We start from the raw sequence: 19447 nt of genomic DNA on the forward strand, positions 1-19447 counted from the left end.
AAAGTATGACAAAATCAATACAAAACAAAGGTGTAAAACGGTTGCTTGCAAAGCTCGCCCTTCTGGCGCTGCCGTTTATACTTTGGCCTCTGATTGAGGTGTTTGTACTGCCCATGAACTACTTCACCTTCCGCATTTGGGAGACAATTTCGGTGAACAGCATGCGTATTATGTCGGGCCCGTTTTACCCCAACATACACATGCAGATGGTGGAAGAAGGCGAACTGGCACCCCGAACACCGTATGCCCAGAAGCGCAAGGTAGAATGGTATACCGATGCTTATGGCTATCGCAACCGCGATACAAAGAATGATGTGCTGCTGATAGGGGACTCTAATATAACGGGCGCCAAGCTCTCTCAGGACGAAACGCTGGCCGCTGTGCTGGAGCAACACTTGCACCGCGATGTGTACTCTTTTGCACCCGCAACCGTGAACCGCTTTTTGGCAACAGATCGTTTTGAAGAGACTCCGCCTAAACTTGTAATTGTATCAAGCATTGAGCGCCGCATTCCCGAGCTGCCTGCCATAGGCGAAAACGGGATTAACTCTGAGTTGCGCGACTTCACCGGGAATCTCATCAGTTCCTCTTCTTTTCTTACCTCACTGGCTGTAACTGCCGACCGTATTTCCAAGCTTGGCCTTTACCACCGCACCTTGGCTGACCTGGAACGGAGCCTGGGAAAAAGAGAATACATCAGCTATAACAACGAATTCTTTATGGAGGGTGAGTATGCTAACCGTGAGTTCAGTGATGAAGAGATAACAAGAATCGCCGATGTGCTTGAAGGATACCGCAATGTGCTTCAGGAGCGCGGGATAGAATTCGTTTTCTTACCAATCCCTAACAAAGAGAATATTTATTACCAACTGCTACCCTCGCAAAAACAAGCCACGTTTTTACCTCGTTTGTTAGCGCAACTAGAGCGGCGCGGAGTAGCGTACGTAGACCTGCAGCCCACTTTCAGGGCCTTGTACCAGCAAAAAAGAGTACCACTTTACCCTGTAGATGATGCCCATTGGAACGAGGTGGCCGTAAAAGTTGCGGCTAGTTTGGTAGCCAGGCACACCACCGTGGCACAACTGCAGGCTACACCCGAAAAAAAAGAGGAAAAACTCCTCGTTAATTTTAAAGAAACCAATTAGCAGCTAGAGCTGCCATACACGCTAAATAACCTAAAACCCATCATAATGAAGGCTTACTATACAAAGGGGACAAAAAGGTTGAAGAAGATTTTAGGAAGAATCGTGCCCTATAACACGCAATATAGGCCTGGAGATGTCTGTCGCATAAACCTTGATCTGCCAACTGCCAATAATGAGCGCGAAGTTAAAATTCACCCGATCTATCCGTCCCATATCACAGATTTAAATATCTCAGACGACTTGTATGAGGCTTGCTCTGAGTATTGGAAACCTAAAAAGAAAGTACAGACAGACTACATGGTGGTAGAAGTGCCGAACGGGCGCATATTCACCGACAATGAGAGCAGTGTAGCTGTGGTATCGCAGTATAACCGGCTGGTTGAAAACGTGTCGCTGAGCCTGACTAGAGGCAAGGTGGCCGAACCAAACCTTAATAATATTTTTGAGCAGCGCTACTTTACAACACCTACTAAGTTGAGTGGAACGGTTTTTTCGATGCTTACAGGTGGTGCTGGCATCAATAACATTGGCCACTGGTTTATCGATGTGCTCCCTCGCCTGCATTTGCTGCGCAAAAGTGGCCTTTACGATAAAGTAGATTGGTTTTACGTGCCTAGCCTGCGCTATAGTTTCCAGACCGAAACGTTGGAGTTAATGGGTATTCCGGCGGCGAAAATCATTACGGGCGATACACACGCACACATTGCTGCCGATTGCATAATAGCTTCTACGGCTCCGCGCGGAAATCATACGTTAATCCCTAAATGGCTCTGCGACTTTATCCAGGAGTCGTTCTTGCCTTATGCTGAAGAAGAATCCGAACTGATTACTCCGGAATCGCCATACTTGTACATCAGCCGTTCCGATTCTAAAATCCGCAATGTACTAAACGAAAAAGAGCTGCTCGAGAAACTGAAGCCGTATGGCTTTAAAACTATCGTATCGAGCCATCTAAGTATAAAAGAAAAAATAAAGCTTTTCTCAAAAGCCAAAGTTGTGCTTGGTGCTACTGGTGCAGGCCTGATAAGTATGTTTTTCTGCAAGCCAGGCACAAAAATGGTGGAGATTTTTAATGAAGGTTTCGTAATTGAGCCATTCTATGACATTGCTACCAAAATAGACCTGGACTACGAATATATTATCTGCAAGGGCAACAAGCGTGTACGCGATGCCGGACAAGGACAGCGCGAGCATCTGCTGGTCGAAACCGAAAAGGTGGTGGCTATACTTGAAGATATGAAAAAAAGCACAGCGGCTAAACGTGCAGAAGTAGCCTGATTTAACCGCTGTTGCCACTAACGCATCTTATAAACCTGCTTCTGCAATGCTTTTTGCGGGAGCAGGTTCTTCTTTTATGCGCATCGCTTGTTTATATATTTGAATCAGCTGCTTGTAATTAACCTCCGGCGTATAAAGCTGCTCATAAGAAGCGCGCGCACTTTGCCCCATTTTCCTGATCAAAGCAGGTTGATTTTGCAGCATTTTCACGCATTCTGCCAGCTGCTGGCTGTCACCGGGGGCATAATGCATGCCATTTACCTGGTGCTGCACCAAGTGTGCCCCGCCCCCTATTTTGGCAGCAATTACGGGAGTGCCTGTAGCAAAAGCTTCTACAGCCGTCATGCCAAAGGTTTCCAGCCACTCCGACGGAAAAATGAGCGCGCTTGCGCTTTTTAGCCACTGCATGGCCTCTTCCCTTTTTCTAAAACCAAGAAACTCGACTGCTGCGTTGTGAGCTGCGTATTCCTGTACTTCTTTTTCTAAAGGGCCGGTTCCAATAATTTTGAGCGGAAAAGCATGTTGCGTATGCGCCTTTAACAATGTCCTGATGCCTTTTTCCTCTGTCAGTCTGCCTAGATAGATAAAGTAGCCCTCACGCTCTACAAGCCCTAACCCTGGGTCGGCTGTAAAGTTAGGCTTTATGGCTAATTGCCCCTTTTTTGGGCTAAGCGATGAATTGTAAAACAACTCGGCTGCCCCCGGAGTAAGCACAATAAAGCGGCTGACCTTGTTGCGCCACGTGCCCAGCAACTTGTGGATACCAGTGCTGAGTACTACAGAGGCTGTTTCTATTTTTGATCCACGGTATATCCCCTGCGCAATGGCTTTGATGGGAAACACCTTATGCATATTGTGCAGTTGCACCTTGCCATGGTAGTGCATCACGGCACTTGGGCAAATCAGCCTGTAATTATGCAGAGTCATCATTACAGGTACTTTATACTTGTGGCATACCTCAAATACTGCCGGAGACACTAAGGGGAAAAAGTTATGCACGTGTACAACATCTGGCTGAAAAGACTCAATTTTCCTGCTGATAAGGTTTGCGCTGCGCCAGTTATACACTACACCAAGTGCCGCCTCCAGCTTTTGAGTTATACTTACCACATCGTTGTTCGAGAATGTGAACAGTTCAACAGTATGGCCATGGGCCTGAAGCAGCTTTGCTTCCTGATGGAATACGGTATCCTCGCCGCCGGCCTGTTTGTAGTAGTTATGTATGAGAAGTATGCGCATAGGGGTTTTGAGGTCAGGATAAAATTTTAATAGCTTTCCGAAAGTCTTTAGGAGTCCCAACATCAAGACAGTTGCCGTTAGCAAAGCATACGCTTTGCACCAACAAACCGCTGTTCAGGGCTGCCTGCACCACCTCCCCTATACTTAGCTCTGCACCGGAGGACTGTAGGCGTACCTCTTGTTGTTGCAGGTACGTGTGCATGAAGTCGGTAAAGCGTGGCCCCCAGCAGGCAATGGCCCAGGCATAGGCTAGATCGGAATGCTCGGGTTTATGGTGTATGCTTTTAACGATGCCTCCAGCCTGTAATTTAACCATATCCCATTTGTGAGGAGATGATACTTTAAAGCAGCCTAGCACCACGTCAGCTGCTGTGGTTTTCTGCTTATGCAGCAGCTGCTCGAAAGCATTTCCGGGTTCAAAAAGGATATTCGGGAAGCCAAACAGTACCCGGCTTTGTTTTACAAAAGCATAGGCCTGATCTATAGAGTAGGGGCAACCATGAGGGCGTTGCATAAGCAAGTATGCCAAGTGGAGGTTAAGTTGGCTGCCATCTCCAAAATAGTCGGGGATATCCCATTTACCCTTTCGAAGTATAACGTAAACCTGGCTAGCCCCGCCACGGCGCATGTGCTCCAGTAAGTACTGCGACACTACCTTTGGATGATCCTCGCCATGCTCCGGATGCACCTGAAACCCAATTGGTAGCAACTCTTTGCTGCACGGAATCGGTGAAAGCCGCGAACCAAGCCCTGCCGCAGGTATAAGCCCCACAATATTTTCTGATGCTTTCATTTAAAAAAGCCGCGCATCGCTTTCCGGTGGAATACAATGCGCGGACTAAATGTATTTTATAAGTATGACAACCCTCAACGTTAGAATTGCAACCCTTTCTGATGGCTACTTGCTATTGAATTACAGGCGGCACTACAGGGAGCGGCACTCTAAGCATACTTTAAAGGCTTAATAATCGTTGGTTACAGTGAAGCTTCTGCTTTAGATAGATCTTGTAAAACCCTATCACGCTCAGCGCTTTCGGTGGCAGCAAAGTATGCAGCCTGTTGCTCCAGCAATTTGTCTACCAATCGTCCTTCCGGCAGAACCACATCATCATACGTTAATACTTGGTCTTTAGGGATGTCGCGCTTCAAGACACAACCCTCTGCAATGCCTATTGGCAACAGTCTCTGTGCAGCGGTAATGTCTGCATTTTCGCAAAGGCCGTAGGTCATGTAGTGGCCAATGCCATCCAGTACCTCGCCAGCTTTCAGATCAATTTTAGCAGCAGAAACTACCGATACCTGTGGTGCACCCATTGGCGTGAGTGCAGCATCGTTAAACAATACGGCACGGGCCACGGTGTTTGGCACTTCAAAATGGCACAGGTGGTACGGTGTATAGAATAAGTATAGCGGCCCCTCTCCTAGCTTATAAAGGTTGAGGTAATGCTGCTGCAGCGGGTTATCGTGCGTGCCAAGTACAAAAACGCCTGGCCCTGGCTCTGCGCCTACAACGTAATCCACGATGCCCGGTCCTTCCATCAAGTCCTCGAGTGGGTATAAATCCTGTACGCATTCCTTCAAGGTTGTTCCGCCCAAAACTGTAGGGCCATGCATGCCGCGCTTAGCTACGCGCATGCCTGTGCCGTTGGCAATAATGGCTTGCTCAAAAGATATCTTGCTACCATCGGCAAACGATGTCACCATAGATGGCTGCTGGCCCCATTTCTTTGCAAAGCCCTCTTGCGTGGTCGGGTTACGGTATGGGTCGTGTAAGCCCTTGATGTTTCCGCAAAGCACTGGCTTCACGCCAAGGCCCTTTACAAAACGGAACAGGTTCATGGTCACGCCCGGCTGGTCGCCATCGGCGTTGGTAAACACAACGCCCGCCTTGTCTGCGTATACTTTAAGGATCGGGCCAACGGTGCCATCTACCTCCGCGTTCATCATAATGATGTGCTTGCCATTTTGAATGGCGCGCATAGCCACGTTTGTGCCAAACTCTACTGCTCCGGTCACCTCAATGATGGCATCAATGCCTTCGGCTTCGCAAAGCAACATGGCATCTTCGGTGATGCTATACTTGCCCTGGCGGATATTCTCCTCTAGCTCGGGAAGTGAGCTAACTTCAGCAATGGTATTTATCTCGGCCTCTGTATAGGCTTGTCTGGCTTTATCGAGGGTACGGTTAGCGATGGCTACCAGCTCCATCCCTTGGGTGTATTTACTAATTTGCAGGGCAATGCCTCGGCCCATAAATCCGGCTCCAACCATGGCCACACGAATCGGGTTGCCTTCGGCATGGCGTTTTGCCAGAGCGGTATCTACTATTATCATCTTGAAGTATAAATTTAAGTTTTAACAGGCAAAAGCTGCCGGTACTAGACCAGCAGCTTTCCTTTTGCTTGTTCCTGCGTCTCCTCAAAGTCAGGGTGCGCCTGGTCTTTTTCTGAGATCACAACCGGCTCAATTGGCCATTCAATGTTAAAGGCTGGGTCGTTCCAGCGGATGCCGCGTTCTGCACCCGGAGTGTAAAACTCTGTTACTTGGTAAGTTACATCGGTATTATCCTCCAGCGTGATGAATCCGTGCGCAAACCCTTCCGGCACAAACAGCATGCGGTAGTTATCGGCGGTCAGCTCTACGCCAATCCATTGCTTATACGTCTCGGAATCCGGGCGCATGTCAATGATCACATCGTAGATGGCACCTCGCGTACAGCGCACCAATTTCGACTCCTCGTTTGGGGCCAACTGCATGTGCATGCCGCGCAGGGTACCTTTCTTCTTGTTATATGATACGTTCGTTTGCCTTACATCTTTGCTCAGGCCATGCGCCTCGAACTCGTTCTGGCAAAAAGAGCGGCCAAAAAAGCCTCGCTCATCCTCCAGGCGCTTCACATCAATGATAAAGGCTCCCTTAAGTTTTGTTTCTGTGAATATCATGTGGTAGTTATACTTAAGCGGTTTCTAGTTCTGCTTCGGATACAGCGGATTTATTGCGTTGCCATTGCAGTTGCTCGTTCAGTTTACCGTTTTCTTGCAGGCTGTTTAACACCATTAGGCGCATCAGCAATGAGTTACGGAAGTCACCGTCTTTAAACTCCATGGCAGCCAGGCCGTCGTGCAGCTCTTGTATTGCCTGGAATAAGGTATATTGTGGCACGTGGTTAGGAGCCAACTGCGCAAAAAGATCAAAGTTTACTCTGTAGGAGCGCTTGTCAGGGGCTGCATCCTGGTTTACGGTTACATCTACGCCCGGCATAACTTCTGCCACAGCATTGGCAAGTTGGTATACCTGGTAGTTCCACTCGTTAGATCCCGTATTCACGGCAAGGTACTCGCCCCCATTTAACGGATGACGCGTTACAGCCCACTCAATGGCGCGTGCCATGTCCTTTACGTGGATAAGCGGCCGCCAGGGCGTGCCATCGCTCAGGATGTTGATCTTACCGGTAGCTACGGCACCAGCAACAAAGTCATTCAGTACTAAATCTAGGCGCAGGCGGTCGCTCATGCCACAGGCTGTTGCAAAGCGCAGGCAGGTTACGGTAAATCCATTGCCAGCAAGCGGCTTCAGCTCTTTTTCAGTAGCCACTTTAGAGCGTGCATACGCTGTTAGCGGGTTCAGTTCAGAATCCTCGGTTTTAGCTTGCTCTGAGGCTGCACCATACATGCTACAGCTGGAAGCAAACACAAAGTTCTTTACGCCGGCTGCCTTGGCCATCTCAGCAATGCGGATACTGGACTTATAATTAACCTCCATGGTTACGTCCTCATACTTCTTGCCCATCGGGTCGTTAGAAACGGCTGCTAAATGCACCACGGCATCTACACCCTGCAGCACTTCGGCAGGCATGGTGCGCACGTCGCCGTAAAGTTGCATATCTAACTGGCTTTCTGGAAGAATGGGCGCATTTGTAAGGCACGAAGCAAAGTATGCCATATCGTACCCTACAAGGGTTGCCTCTGGGTATGCTGCACGGAGACGCTCCACAACGCTAGGGCCTACATAACCCATGTTTCCGGTTATCAGTATTTTCATATAATGGTATCTATATATAAAGTAGGGTTTGGGTAATCCAGAATCTAGTGGCGCAGCTATACTTAATTTACCGCGCCTGACAGCATTTTATGCCATACATTCCAAGGGGCTTTGCCGCTTTGCCACATATCCTCCAGCACATGCTTGTCGCGGAGGGTATCCATTGGCTGCCAGAAACCACTATGGCGGTAGGCTGATAGCTCTCCTTCTTCAGCAAGGCTCTCCAGTGGGCCGCGCTCCCAGATAGTTTCATCGCCTTCGATGTAATCAAACACACTTGGCTCCAACACAAAGAACCCGCCGTTGATCCATGGCATATCGCCACCGGTTGGCTTCTCTTTAAATTGCGGAACTTTGGTAGCTTCGGAAGAAAGGGTAAATGCACCAAAACGGCCAGGCTGCTGCACCGCAGTTAAAGTAGCTTTGGTACCCTGCGCTTTGTGATACGCAATGGCTTCGGCTATGTTCACATCGCTCACACCGTCACCGTAAGTTAGGCAGAAAGTCTCATTGCCTATATAATCCTGCACACGTTTCAGGCGGCCGCCCGTAAGCGTGCCTTCTCCGGTATCTACCAGCGTTACTTTCCACGATTCTGTGTGATTTTTGTGCACCTCCATCGAGTTTTTACGCATATCGAAGGTAACGTCAGAATTGTACAGAAAGTAATTGGCAAAATACTCTTTAATGATATGCCCTTTGTAGCCGCAGCAGATCACGAACTCGTTAATGTTGTAATGGGAGTAGATTTTCATGATGTGCCATAGGATCGGCTTCCCACCGATTTCAACCATTGGCTTCGGCCGAACGCCACTTTCTTCACTTATTCTTGTTCCGTATCCGCCGGCAAGTATAACTGCTTTCATCTATCGTAAAGGGTTAAAGGGTTATAACGTTTGGTAAGTATGGTTTTCAGAGATTGTACTCTTCTAAAACCTTGTTTTCTGATAAATACGGAGATTTCTATATTTTGATGTTTGAAACAAGATTTTTTCCGTCAGAAAGTATACAACTGCTTTGAACCGCTATTTATGCGCTGCGCCTTGGTGCGCAGATTTAACATACGCAGATCGCGTAGAGGTGTCTAATTGAGATGGGCTGATAACGCTAAAGGACCGCTTTTGGGCGTACTTAACCTTATTATAGAATTGTAGAACTGCCTGCCGGTAGCGGCTATAAGGCTGCCGCTGGCGATAATAATGCTCTGTAAATGTTCTCCATCTCATATCATCTTCACTCCAGAGCTTTATTTGATATAAATTACTGGGCTGCCAGCTGTGGTCTTCGGTTTCGCCTTGTCAGCATTAACTTAACCACTTCCAGCACAAACATGGTATTGGTAACAAGATAGCGCTTCCATAGGCGGCGCGGCTCCTGCCACAAACGATAGGTCCACTCTAGGCTGAGGTCGCGGGCCCACTTCGGCAAGCGCTTTTCGAGCCCAGCGTACGTCATATAGGCTTGCCCTACACCCAGCATACAGGCTTTAACCTGGCCTTTATGGTCAGCCATCCAGCGTTCTTGCTTTGGGCACCCTAGAGCCACAAAAACTAAGTCAGCGCCAGAATCATTTATCATTTTTGTAATAGCCATGTCTTCGATGTGCGTAAGCTTACGAAATGGAGGCGAATAATGCCCGGCAATGCGTAACGCAGGCAAATCTTCTTTGGCACGGGCTACAACTGCTTCCAGCACATTGTCTGTAGATCCGTAAAAATACACAGACTTTCCTCTGTCGGCGGCTTCCTGAAGCAAACGCGGCATCAGGTCCATGCCTGGCACACGGTCCTGGTGCTCGCCGTAGAGCAGTTTCATAAGCTTGGAAAGCGGCCCCCCGTCCGGAGAAGCAATATCTGCGTTGTTAAGCAGTTGCTGAAACTCCTGATCTTTACGAGCCTCCATCAACATGTGCACGTTAGCAAAACACACATACGACGACTCTTTATGGTCTGTTAGCCAGAAAACATGATTTACAAAATCGTTAAATGAACCAGCCGAGATAAGGGAGCTCAGCAGCTGTCGCTTCTGTTTAATTGGTGGCTCGGTGGTAAGTGTATTCTCTTGCACGGTATTAGTAAGCATTCTTTTCTCCTTTAATCATGTTCCAAACAGTCAGGAAGATAATCTTCATGTCCATCATAAAACTCCATTTAGCCATATACATTACATCGTATTCTACGCGCTTCTCCATAAGGTGAACTTCCTTGGTTTCGCCGCGGTAGCCACTCACCTGCGCATATCCCGTAATACCAGGAGTTACGAAGTGGCGCACTTTATACTTTGAGATGACCTTAGAGTACTGGTCTAACTGGGAAACCAGGTTTGGGCGCGGTCCTACAACCGACATGTCTCCGAGCAGCACGTTAAAGAACTGAGGCAGCTCATCCAGGTTAGTCTTACGCATAAAGGCACCTACTTTGGTAATACGCGGGTCATTTTTAGTAGCCTGCAATTCGGTGTTATTATTTACGCGCATCGTACGGAATTTATAGCATACAAACAGCCTGTTCTTTTTGCCTGGGCGCAGTTGCTTAAAGAATACTGGCCCTTTAGACTCCAGCTTGATGGCAAGTGCTATGATCGGGAACAGGATCGGGAACACCAGCAGGATAACAGTAAGGGAGAAAACCACATCAAAGATGCGTTTAACCACTCTGTTAGAAGCAAGTTCCAACGGCTCGTTGCGTACACTGATCATTGGGATGTTGTGATAGAAGTACATGTTTACATCCTTCTGCACGATGGCACTGAAATCCGGAACGATACGCAGGTACACAAAGTTGTCCTCAGCAAACTGAGTTAGTTCATCAATCTGGCTTTTATCGTTCAGCGGCTTTGTATAATATATCTCGTCTATGCTATGTTGCAGGCAGTATTCTTTTAGGTCTTCGATGTTACCGCGCACCTGGCTGTTGTATGGGCTGTTCACGTCAACGTCATCATCAAAGAAACCCATGAACTTGCTGCCAATCTCATCATTGTTAGTCATGGTTTGGTGCAATGCCCTTGCAGCCGTACCTGTGCCCACAATAACGTAGCGGGTATGAGCCATGCCTGAATTCGTGAAATAGCGGTAAACCATTTGGGTTATCATACGGCTTACTCCTATCAGCAAGGCAGTAGAGAGGTATGTGTAAAGCAGCAACAAGCGCGAAAGCTGCTCCAGGTTAAACACCACAATACAGGTTGCCAAGATCAGGGCATGCAGTATAAAGACATTCAGCAGGTTGGCTACCTTTTTATCAATGGAAAACAAGCCGTCAACCCGGATCACGAAATTAGAGAAGCCCGAAACGATCCACCATACCAAGGCAAACATGACAAAGAACACATTATACTGGTGGTCTAGGTCCAAGCTGCCATAGCGGATGAGGTTTGAAATCTTGAAGGCGAATGCTATAAGTGTGACGTCAAGAATTAACAGAAGAACCCTGTTAAAGCTGTAATAGTGTCTATATTTGTTCATCGTAGTCTAGTACTTATTTAATCATAAATTACTCCTTAATGTCATTTACTTGCTTTCTCACATTACTACTTCACGTGTTGCCACTCCGGCAAACTCAGCGCAATTAGACATTCCCATCAGTTGTTAAGCTTTACAATGATTATTGCTTAAGTCCCTGAATCCGCTGCTCCCTGTAGTGCCAGAAACTCCGTTGTAAAGTACCGGCGAGAAAAACATTTGGATGTTTAGGAAAAAATACGGCTGTGCCCCAGTAAGGTTTATGATTTTAAGAAGTTCCATTGAAAAAAAGTGATAAAATAATATATAAAAAAATCTATGTTATTATATTCAAAAATTACTTTATTTGAATAAAAGGCCTTAAATACGAGTGCAATTCATCAAATCCTGCATAAATATAGGCCAATTACTATTTATATAACTTTACCGATACAAACACTTACCCAACAGGTTTTACGCTTATTAAAATAATAGAACCTATACAACACTATAGCTACATAACGCAGTATAAATACAGTATAAATTTTAAGCAAATTACAAATTTATACAATTTTATAAGGGATAGTTTAAAATTTTAATTCGAAATGAATAAACTTACTATATTGAACTTTAAAAAATTCAATCCTTTTCAGTCCTAAATGTTAACCAACGTTTCAAGTCAATTCTGATTAAGAATTAAAACACAGCTTACATTTGCGAAAATTCCTCAAATAAATCGCGCTAGCCCATACTTTTGCAAATCTTACCAACAGAAGTATTTTTTCTGTACCAAAGGATCCTCGCCAAAACCGTTTTTGCTATACCGATTTCTTACTATTTAAAAAAGTGCAAAATTATTTCTGCCTTTTGAACTTTAGTGCCCCGAATTTCAATTTACACTGTAACCAACTGCAGCCGACAGCTTAAGTCAATCGCGTAAAGCTGTTGCTGTAAGGCATGTATTATAGTTATAAATGAGAAAGCTGGAGGCTGCAATAAAAACTTGCATTATGACCGAAAGCACAGCTACTGGCTGAGCACTGCAACCAGAGTTTATACTTTAAATCTGTACTATAAAGAACATCTACAGCCAAAGGATATGCGCCAACTTTTACCGGGCCTTGTTTGCCTGCTTTTTCTGCAGCTCTGGAGCACCTTCTCAAGCTATGTTTTTGCACAAACTTGCCCCCCAACAGTTTCAATTGCCGGCGCAATTTGCACAACAGGGCAGGTTACTTTAACCGCTAGCCAAGCCGAAACGTACTTGTGGTCTACTGGCCAAACCACCCAATCTATCGAGGTAAAAGAGGCTGGCACATATAGTGTTACCACTACACGAGCAGATGGCTGCAAGGGTACCTCGGAAGTGGTTACCCTGAACGCCGGCCCGGATGCTACGGTAGCAGATCCTATCACATATTTCACTTCCTGTAGCTATTCAGGCAACTCATCCACTTTCGAGCTGACCATCGAAAACGCATCCACTACAAAGGAAACAAACACCCTTTACGAAATAAACTGGGGCGATGGTGCCACCACAAGCCTTGGCAATGATTTTGAAACGGCAACCCACATATATAAGTCGGCAGGATCTTTCAGACTGACAGTAACCGCCTACGATAACGATGGCTGCAGCAGCACACACGAAGAGCGCGTGTTTATAGGCAGTAACCCAAGCCTTGGTTTGGCCAGCCGCGGAAACACCAACGACTGCGCCCCGGCTACCTTTACCTTCGACATCCTCAACACCGAGGGCAACTCTGTGCAAACAGTTTATACTTTCCAGTTTGATGATGGCTCGGCGCCCATAACCTTTACGCATGCCAACCTGCCTAAAACCATCGAGCATACGTTTACGGAGTCGTCCAGGAGCAACCCGGGCAGTTCGTTTACCCTAAGCGCCACGGCTGTAAACCCCTGCGGCACCACGCCGGCTACCGTGGGCGGTATTAAAATATCCAAAGGGCCTATTGCTGATTTTGATATGAGCAAAACCCTGGGTTGCGTGAACGTCCCCATCAAACTGACCGATAAAACGATCAGCGGTTTCAATGCCAACGCAGGTAACACCAACGCTGCCTCTACTTATATGGTAAACTGGGAAATATCGCCGGCTGACGGATGGGAGTATACTTCCGGCACGTTTAAGACCAACAGCCCGATGGTGAAGTTTACCAAGCCAGGCACCTATACTATCCAGATGACCTCTACCCCGACTGGGGTTAACACCAAGTGCAGCTCCAGCGCAACGACTAAGATCATCCAGATAAACGACGACCCAAAGGCCGATTTCAGGCTTAGCAGCAACGGCAACTGCGCCCCTGCGGTGTTTACGGCAGCAAACCTTTCTACCGGCGAGGATCTGAAGTATGTATGGCAGGTGACCCCGGCTGAGGGATGGCAGTATGCCAACGGCACAAAAGCCAGCACAAAGGATGCGGCTTTCCAGTTCACCAAAGCCGGCTCGTACGTTATCTCCCTGTCGGCCATAAATAACTGTAATACCTCCCTGATGGATACCACTATTGTTATCAAGGAGAAACCACAGGTACAGCTGCCTGCTGCCCAGGTATACTGCGGCCCGCAGTCTATTAGGTTTACCCAAGCTAATGCAAGCCACAAACCTGAGTATGATGCCAAATCCGGCACGATTACCAAGTATAAATGGACAGTAAACGGCCCAGGCAGCACGCAATTTACGGAAGGCACAGATGCTACCTCTGCTAACCCTGTCGTTAGTTTTACAGATGCTGGCAAGTATACGATACAAGTGATTGCTACAAACGAGTGCGGCGACTCTGAAGCTGCCATACAGGAAATAACCATCAATGCGCTGCCTCAGCTGCAGGCTTCCTCGCCAAAACCAACAATATGTATCGGCGAAAGCACTACTATAAGTATAACCGGTGCTGATATCTATACTTGGGCTCCGGCTCCGGGGCTAACTGCCGCCACTGGTAGCACAGTTACCGTACAGCCCGAAACAACCACAACGTATACTGTAACAGGCACCAACAGCCAGACAGGATGTAAAAGCACGACCAACTTCACAGTGGTAGTAAACCCGCTGCCAGAGGTTAAAGTAAGTACAAATGCTGCGGCTATCTGCGCCGGTCAGGGTACCGCCATCCTTACAGCTGTAGGCGCCGACACCTACACATGGGCTCCGGCTGAAGGCTTAAGTGCCACAACAGGTAGCGAGGTTTCAGCATCTCCTGCCAAAACTACAACCTATACTGTAACAGGCACTAACACCGAAACTGGTTGTTCCAGCACAGCCACTGTTACAGTGGTTGTAAACCCATTGCCTGCTGTTGATGCCGGTAAAGACCTGACTTTGTGCAACTCGCCGGTTCCGACAAAACTGAATGCAAGCCCTGCCGGAGGAACCTGGAGTGGCGCAAACGTAACCGCTGACGGAACCTTTACACCACCTACGGCAACCGGGGTTTATGAGCTTGTTTATACTTATACTGATGCCTTGGGATGTTCTGCGTCTGATAAACTCAACATCACTGTAACCGAAACACCGGTAGCCGATGCTGGCCAAGACATGGTGGTGTGCCTAAACAGCGGTGCCTTTGCTTTAACAGCAAGCCCAACCGGTGGTATTTGGTCAGGTTCGGCACTTGTAACTGCAGAAGGCACCTTTACCCCATCAGCCACTGGCACGCATACGCTAACCTATACCTATGGCAACGGCAGCTGCGAAAGCACCGACCAGATACAAATTACTGTTAACGCCTTGCCAGAAGCACCAACTGTTTCGGCAGCTACTCTTTGCCCTGGGTTTGGAACAACACTTTCTGTTGAGAACCCGCAGGGAAGTATAGCTTGGTATAATGCTGCCACCGGCGGCACGCTGCTCGGCGAAGGAGCAACTTTTGATACCCCAACTCTACAAGAAACTACGACTTACTATGTGCAAACTACCATTGCTGGTGGCTGCACCAGTCCGCGCCGTGCTGTAACCGTAACGGTGCGCCCTGCAACGCCGGCCCCCATAGTGACTCCGGTTATACTTTGCGGCCCTGGCCAGTCTGCCACATTGGTTGCAGAAGGCAATGCCACCACGTATGTTTGGTACGATACCGAATCCAGGGGAACAGCCTTATTTACAGGCAAAGCCTACAAAACCGAAACGCTTAGCAGCAGCAAAACCTACTATGTGCAGGCTATCACCGAAGGCTGCCTTAGCCCGCGCACCGCTGTTACCGTAACGGTTAACCCACTGATCACCCAAAACACGATACAGGCCGTGGCAGCTATATGCGCCGGTCAGGCTCCAGCCTTGCTTACAGGCTCTTCGCCAGTTGGTGGCGATGGCAAGTATACTTATATGTGGGAAAGCAGCATTATAGGCCCAGATGCAGGCTTCGCACCGATAGCAACTGCCACTGGCAAAGACCTCCAGCCAAGCACCCTGAACAGAACGACCTGGTTCCGCCGCACGGTAAACTCTGCCACTTGTTCCGATGTATCGGCAGCCATTGAGGTTAAGGTTACGCCTGTTATCAGCAACAATACCATTTCCGGCGAGGTTATAATCTGCGAGAACACGGCCCCAGACGAACTCATCGGTTCACAGCCAACAGGCGGCAACGAGAGCTATACTTTTATTTGGGAGATGAGCACGACTGGCGAAAGCAACAGCTTTACTGAAGTCCCTGTGTCTAACAACGGCCAAAACTATCAGCCCGGCAAGCTTAGCCAGACAACCTGGTTCAGAAGGAAGGTAAAGTCTGGCACATGTGCCGAGCATGTTAGTCAGCCTGTCAAGATCACGGTTTATAAGCCAATCAGCGGCAATAGCATTACGAATGCACAAACAGTTTGCGCAGGCACGCTACCTGCCGTGCTGGAAGGCTCGCAGCCGAAGGGCGGAAACGGAGATTATACCTTTACGTGGGAGATGAGCGCTAACGGCACCGATTTCGAGCGTGCCACGGGCCAGAACAATGGCATTAACTATGCGCCTGCGGCCCTCAACACTTCTACCTGGTTCCGCCGTGTAGTAAAAGGCGGCCCGTGCGGCCCGAATACCAGCAATGCCGTTGAGATAAAGGTAAACCCTGTTATCGCAAACAACACCATTTCAGCAGACCAACTGATCTGTAGCGGACAAACGCCTGCGGCCCTGAAAGGCTCTGTGCCAAGCGGAGGCGATGAACGCTATACTTTCCGCTGGCTGGTAAGCACTACCGGTGCCAACGGAAACTATACTTTAGCTGCTGGCAACAACAATTCAGAAGACTATACGCCTGCTGCGCTTACAGCCACCGCCTGGTACAAGCGTGAAGTACTATCAGGCACATGTACCAGTACCTCAAATATCGTTGAAGTAACTGTAGTGCCATTGCCAACGGCCCCAACGGTTGCGCCGCTAACAGTGTGTGAGAACACTGCGGCTACACTTACGGTAACGGATGCTAAAGGAGATTTCGCCTGGTTTACGCAGGCACAGGGTGGCACTGCCGTTGCCACGGGCCGCAGCTTCGAGACACCGGCTTTGGCGCAAACCACGACATACTATGTAGAAAGTATAAACAGCAACGGTTGTGGTAGTCCGGTACGCGCCTCGGTTACGGTAACAGTAGAAAAGAACATCACCGAAAATACACTTGAAGCGGTACAAGGTATACTTTGCGCCGGCCAAACCCCTGCCCTGCTTATGGGCACTACCCCTAAGGGAGGAAGCGGCACCTATACCTATGCCTGGGAAAGAAGCACAGAAAGCGCAACTACCGGTTTTGCTCCGATAGCTGGCGCTACCAAAGCCACCTATCAGCCTGGGGCTTTATCAGAAACAACCTGGTTCAAGCGTGTGGTGCGCTCAGGGTCTTGTGCGCAAAGTATGAGTGAGGCCATCGAAGTATCGGTGGTACCGGTAATCAGCGCCAACACGATCAGCGCGGCACAAACGCTATGCGAAGGCGACACGCCTGAAAACCTGGAGGGCTCTACTCCGGCTGGCGGTGATGGCAAGTATATTTACCTCTGGGAAAGCAGCACCGACGGAAATATGTTTGCAGCAGCAGCCGGGGATAACACGAAGCCGAATTACCAGGCACCTGCACCGCTTTCGCAAAACATCTGGTACCGCCGCGTGGTGCGATCCGGGCCGTGTGCGCAGGATATCAGCAAACCTGTGAAAGTAACGGTGCAACCTGCCATCCGAAACAATAAACTGGCAAGTACCGCGCAAACTATCTGTGCCGGCGAAGCACCCAAAACCATAATAGCAACGCAGCCAACCGGAGGCAATGGAACCTATACTTATATTTGGGAGCAGAGCGCCGATGGCGTAAACTTCAGCGAGGCACCCGGCACGCACACCAACAGCAGCTATGCGCCGCAAACTCTTGAGAAAGACGCATGGTTCCGTCGCAAAGTAATCTCAGGGCAGTGTTACAGCTTCTCGGATGCAGTGAAGGTAACGGTAAACCCGGGTATCACAGCAAATAGCATCAGCGAGAGCCAGACCATCTGCGTGGATACAACCCCTGCCCTGCTTAGCGGTTCACAGCCACAGGGCGGCACCGGCAGCTATACCTATGCTTGGGAATACTCTAATACGGGAGCCAACGGAAACTTTAAGCCGGTAGCGCAAAACGGAAAAGGCAAAGACCTGCAACCTGGGGTGCTTGGCACAACAACCTGGTTCCGCCGTGTGGTTACGTCCGGTGAGTGCACGCATGTTTCTAACCTGGTTGAGATCACGGTGAGCCCTGCCATCCAGAAGAATACGGTTATGGCTCCGCAGACCATTTATGCTGGCCAAATTCCGGCACCGCTCACAGGCTCAACCCCGGTAGGCGGCAACGATACCTATTCGTATACCTGGGAGCAGAGCGCGGACGGGGTAAACTTTACGGCTGCCCCGGCACCGAACAATGGTAAGAGCTACTCGCCGAAAGCACTCACCAAGGACACTTGGTTCCGTCGCATTGTTTACTCGGGTGGCTGCGAGAGCATCTCTAACATCATCAAAATCACTGTAACGCCAGCCATCGGGAATAACAACATACAGGCCGATCAGGTGATCTGCTTTAACAATGTACCGGCCACGCTGACTGGCTCGGCTCCGAAAGGCGGCGAAGGAGACTACACCTTCCTGTGGCAGCAAAGCACCTCAGGCCCGGGCAAAGGCTGGACAACGGCTGACGGCAAGAGCAACGAGCTATACTATACACCGCAGGCGCTTACCCAGGACACTTGGTTCCGTCGCATCGTGATCTCGGACATCAATACGGATACGAGTAACGCTGTAATGATTCAGGTGAAGCCGGCGATGAGCAACAACAAGATCAGCACGAGCCAGACGATCTGCTACGGCACCGCACCATCAGCGCTGCAGGGCACTTTGCCGAATGGCGGCAGCGGAACCTATACTTACCTCTGGGAAATGAGCACTAGCAGCGCAACATCTGGCTGGACCACTGCCCCCGGCGATAACCAGCGCCAAGACTACGTGTCCGGTCCGCTGACCAAGACAACCTGGTTCCGCCGTGTGGTTACCTCCGAGTCTTGCACCGGCCTGGTAAGCGAGGCGATAAAAGTTACGGTAACGCCACTGCCCGAGAAGCCGCAAGTAACAGGCGCCAGCATTTGCGCCGGCAACAGCACCACACTCACGGCAACCGGCAACGGCGGCAAACTGGAGTGGTTCACAAGTGCATCGGGTGGTACGCCTGTAGCCACGGGCAGCAGCTTTAAAACGCCTGTGCTGCAATTTACCACCACATACTATGTGCAGCAGGTATCGCAAAGCTGCGCTAGCGAGCGCCATCCGGTTACGGTTAAGGTAACGGAGCCACAGCTGAATGCCGGCCCTGATGTAACCATCGTGAAAGGAAGAAGCACACAACTGAGCGCAAGCGGTGGGGTAACCTATACTTGGTCGCCGGCAGAGGGTATGGACAACCCGAACATTGCCAACCCAACGGTTACACCCGAGAAAACAACAGTGTATAAGGTAACGGCAACAACAGAGGGTGGCTGTACTTTCTCTGATGAAGTAGTAGTGACCGTGCTGCCTTTTGTGGACATACCGAATACGTTTACCCCGAACCAGGACGGAATCAACGACACTTGGGAGATAGCGGATATTGACAAGTATACTTCCTGCAAAGTTCAGGTCTTCAACCAGTGGGGAAATCTGGTCTTCAGTTCGGAAGGGTACAAGCAACCTTGGGATGGCCGCCAGAACGGAAAGCCTTTGCCAATGGCAACCTATTATTACATCATCAAACTAGATACTTCTGAAAAACCTCTAACCGGCAGTGTTACCATTGTTAAATAG

The 19447-nt window shown here is 49.0% G+C and carries 11 protein-coding genes; 3 read left to right on the forward strand and 8 right to left on the reverse strand.

Annotated elements, in window-relative coordinates; genetic code table 11:
• Positions 1–5 precede the first annotated feature (5 nt).
• Together D1627_RS15770 and D1627_RS15775 are read left to right on the forward strand one after the other, a co-directional pair.
• Positions 6–1145, forward strand: a complete 1140-nt coding sequence (locus D1627_RS15770) for an alginate O-acetyltransferase AlgX-related protein (protein WP_119433237.1) — start codon at positions 6–8, stop codon at positions 1143–1145.
• Between the two features lie 78 nt (positions 1146–1223).
• Positions 1224–2423, forward strand: coding sequence for a glycosyltransferase family 61 protein (locus D1627_RS15775; RefSeq protein WP_158607201.1), 1200 nt, complete (start codon positions 1224–1226; stop codon positions 2421–2423).
• A gap of 27 nt (positions 2424–2450) precedes the next feature.
• On the opposite strand, the gene D1627_RS15780 is transcribed toward D1627_RS15775, so the two are convergent.
• From D1627_RS15780 to D1627_RS15815, 8 genes are all read right to left on the reverse strand, one after another.
• Positions 2451–3662, reverse strand: coding sequence for a glycosyltransferase family 4 protein (locus D1627_RS15780; protein ID WP_119433239.1), 1212 nt, complete (start codon positions 3660–3662; stop codon positions 2451–2453).
• A gap of 13 nt (positions 3663–3675) precedes the next feature.
• On the reverse strand, positions 3676–4455 hold the full coding sequence (locus D1627_RS15785) for a nucleotidyltransferase family protein (protein ID WP_119433240.1): 780 nt from the start codon (positions 4453–4455) through the stop codon (positions 3676–3678).
• Between the two features lie 182 nt (positions 4456–4637).
• Positions 4638–5996 carry an NAD(P)H-dependent oxidoreductase gene (locus tag D1627_RS15790; RefSeq protein ID WP_119433241.1) on the reverse strand — a complete coding sequence of 453 codons (1359 nt, stop codon included), beginning with the start codon at positions 5994–5996 and terminating at the stop codon, positions 4638–4640.
• Positions 5997–6040: 44 nt separating this feature from the next.
• Positions 6041–6604 carry a dTDP-4-dehydrorhamnose 3,5-epimerase gene (gene rfbC / locus D1627_RS15795; RefSeq protein WP_119433242.1) on the reverse strand — a complete coding sequence of 188 codons (564 nt, stop codon included), beginning with the start codon at positions 6602–6604 and terminating at the stop codon, positions 6041–6043.
• Positions 6605–6617: 13 nt separating this feature from the next.
• Positions 6618–7703 (reverse strand): NAD-dependent epimerase/dehydratase family protein, encoded by a 1086-nt coding sequence (locus D1627_RS15800; RefSeq protein ID WP_119433243.1) that lies wholly within the window; start codon positions 7701–7703, stop codon positions 6618–6620.
• Between the two features lie 62 nt (positions 7704–7765).
• Positions 7766–8569 (reverse strand): glucose-1-phosphate cytidylyltransferase, encoded by an 804-nt coding sequence (gene rfbF, locus D1627_RS15805; RefSeq protein WP_119433244.1) that lies wholly within the window; start codon positions 8567–8569, stop codon positions 7766–7768.
• 394 nt (positions 8570–8963) lie between these two features.
• The gene (locus D1627_RS15810) at positions 8964–9785 is read right to left on the reverse strand and encodes a WecB/TagA/CpsF family glycosyltransferase (RefSeq protein WP_119433245.1); all 822 of its coding nucleotides are present in this window, start codon (positions 9783–9785) and stop codon (positions 8964–8966) included.
• Entirely contained in the window at positions 9775–11169 is a 1395-nt protein-coding gene (locus D1627_RS15815) for an undecaprenyl-phosphate glucose phosphotransferase (RefSeq protein WP_119433246.1), read from the reverse strand. Before D1627_RS15815 ends, D1627_RS15810 begins: the two co-directional genes overlap by 11 nt.
• A 1075-nt stretch (positions 11170–12244) precedes the next feature.
• Here D1627_RS15815 and D1627_RS15820 point away from each other — a divergent pair.
• Positions 12245–19447: an Ig-like domain-containing protein gene (locus tag D1627_RS15820; RefSeq protein ID WP_147383342.1), complete on the forward strand. Its 7203-nt coding sequence runs from the start codon at positions 12245–12247 to the stop codon at positions 19445–19447.

The sequence above is a fragment of the Pontibacter oryzae genome, from assembly GCF_003576375.1.
Taxonomy (GTDB): Bacteria; Bacteroidota; Bacteroidia; order Cytophagales; family Hymenobacteraceae; genus Pontibacter; species Pontibacter oryzae.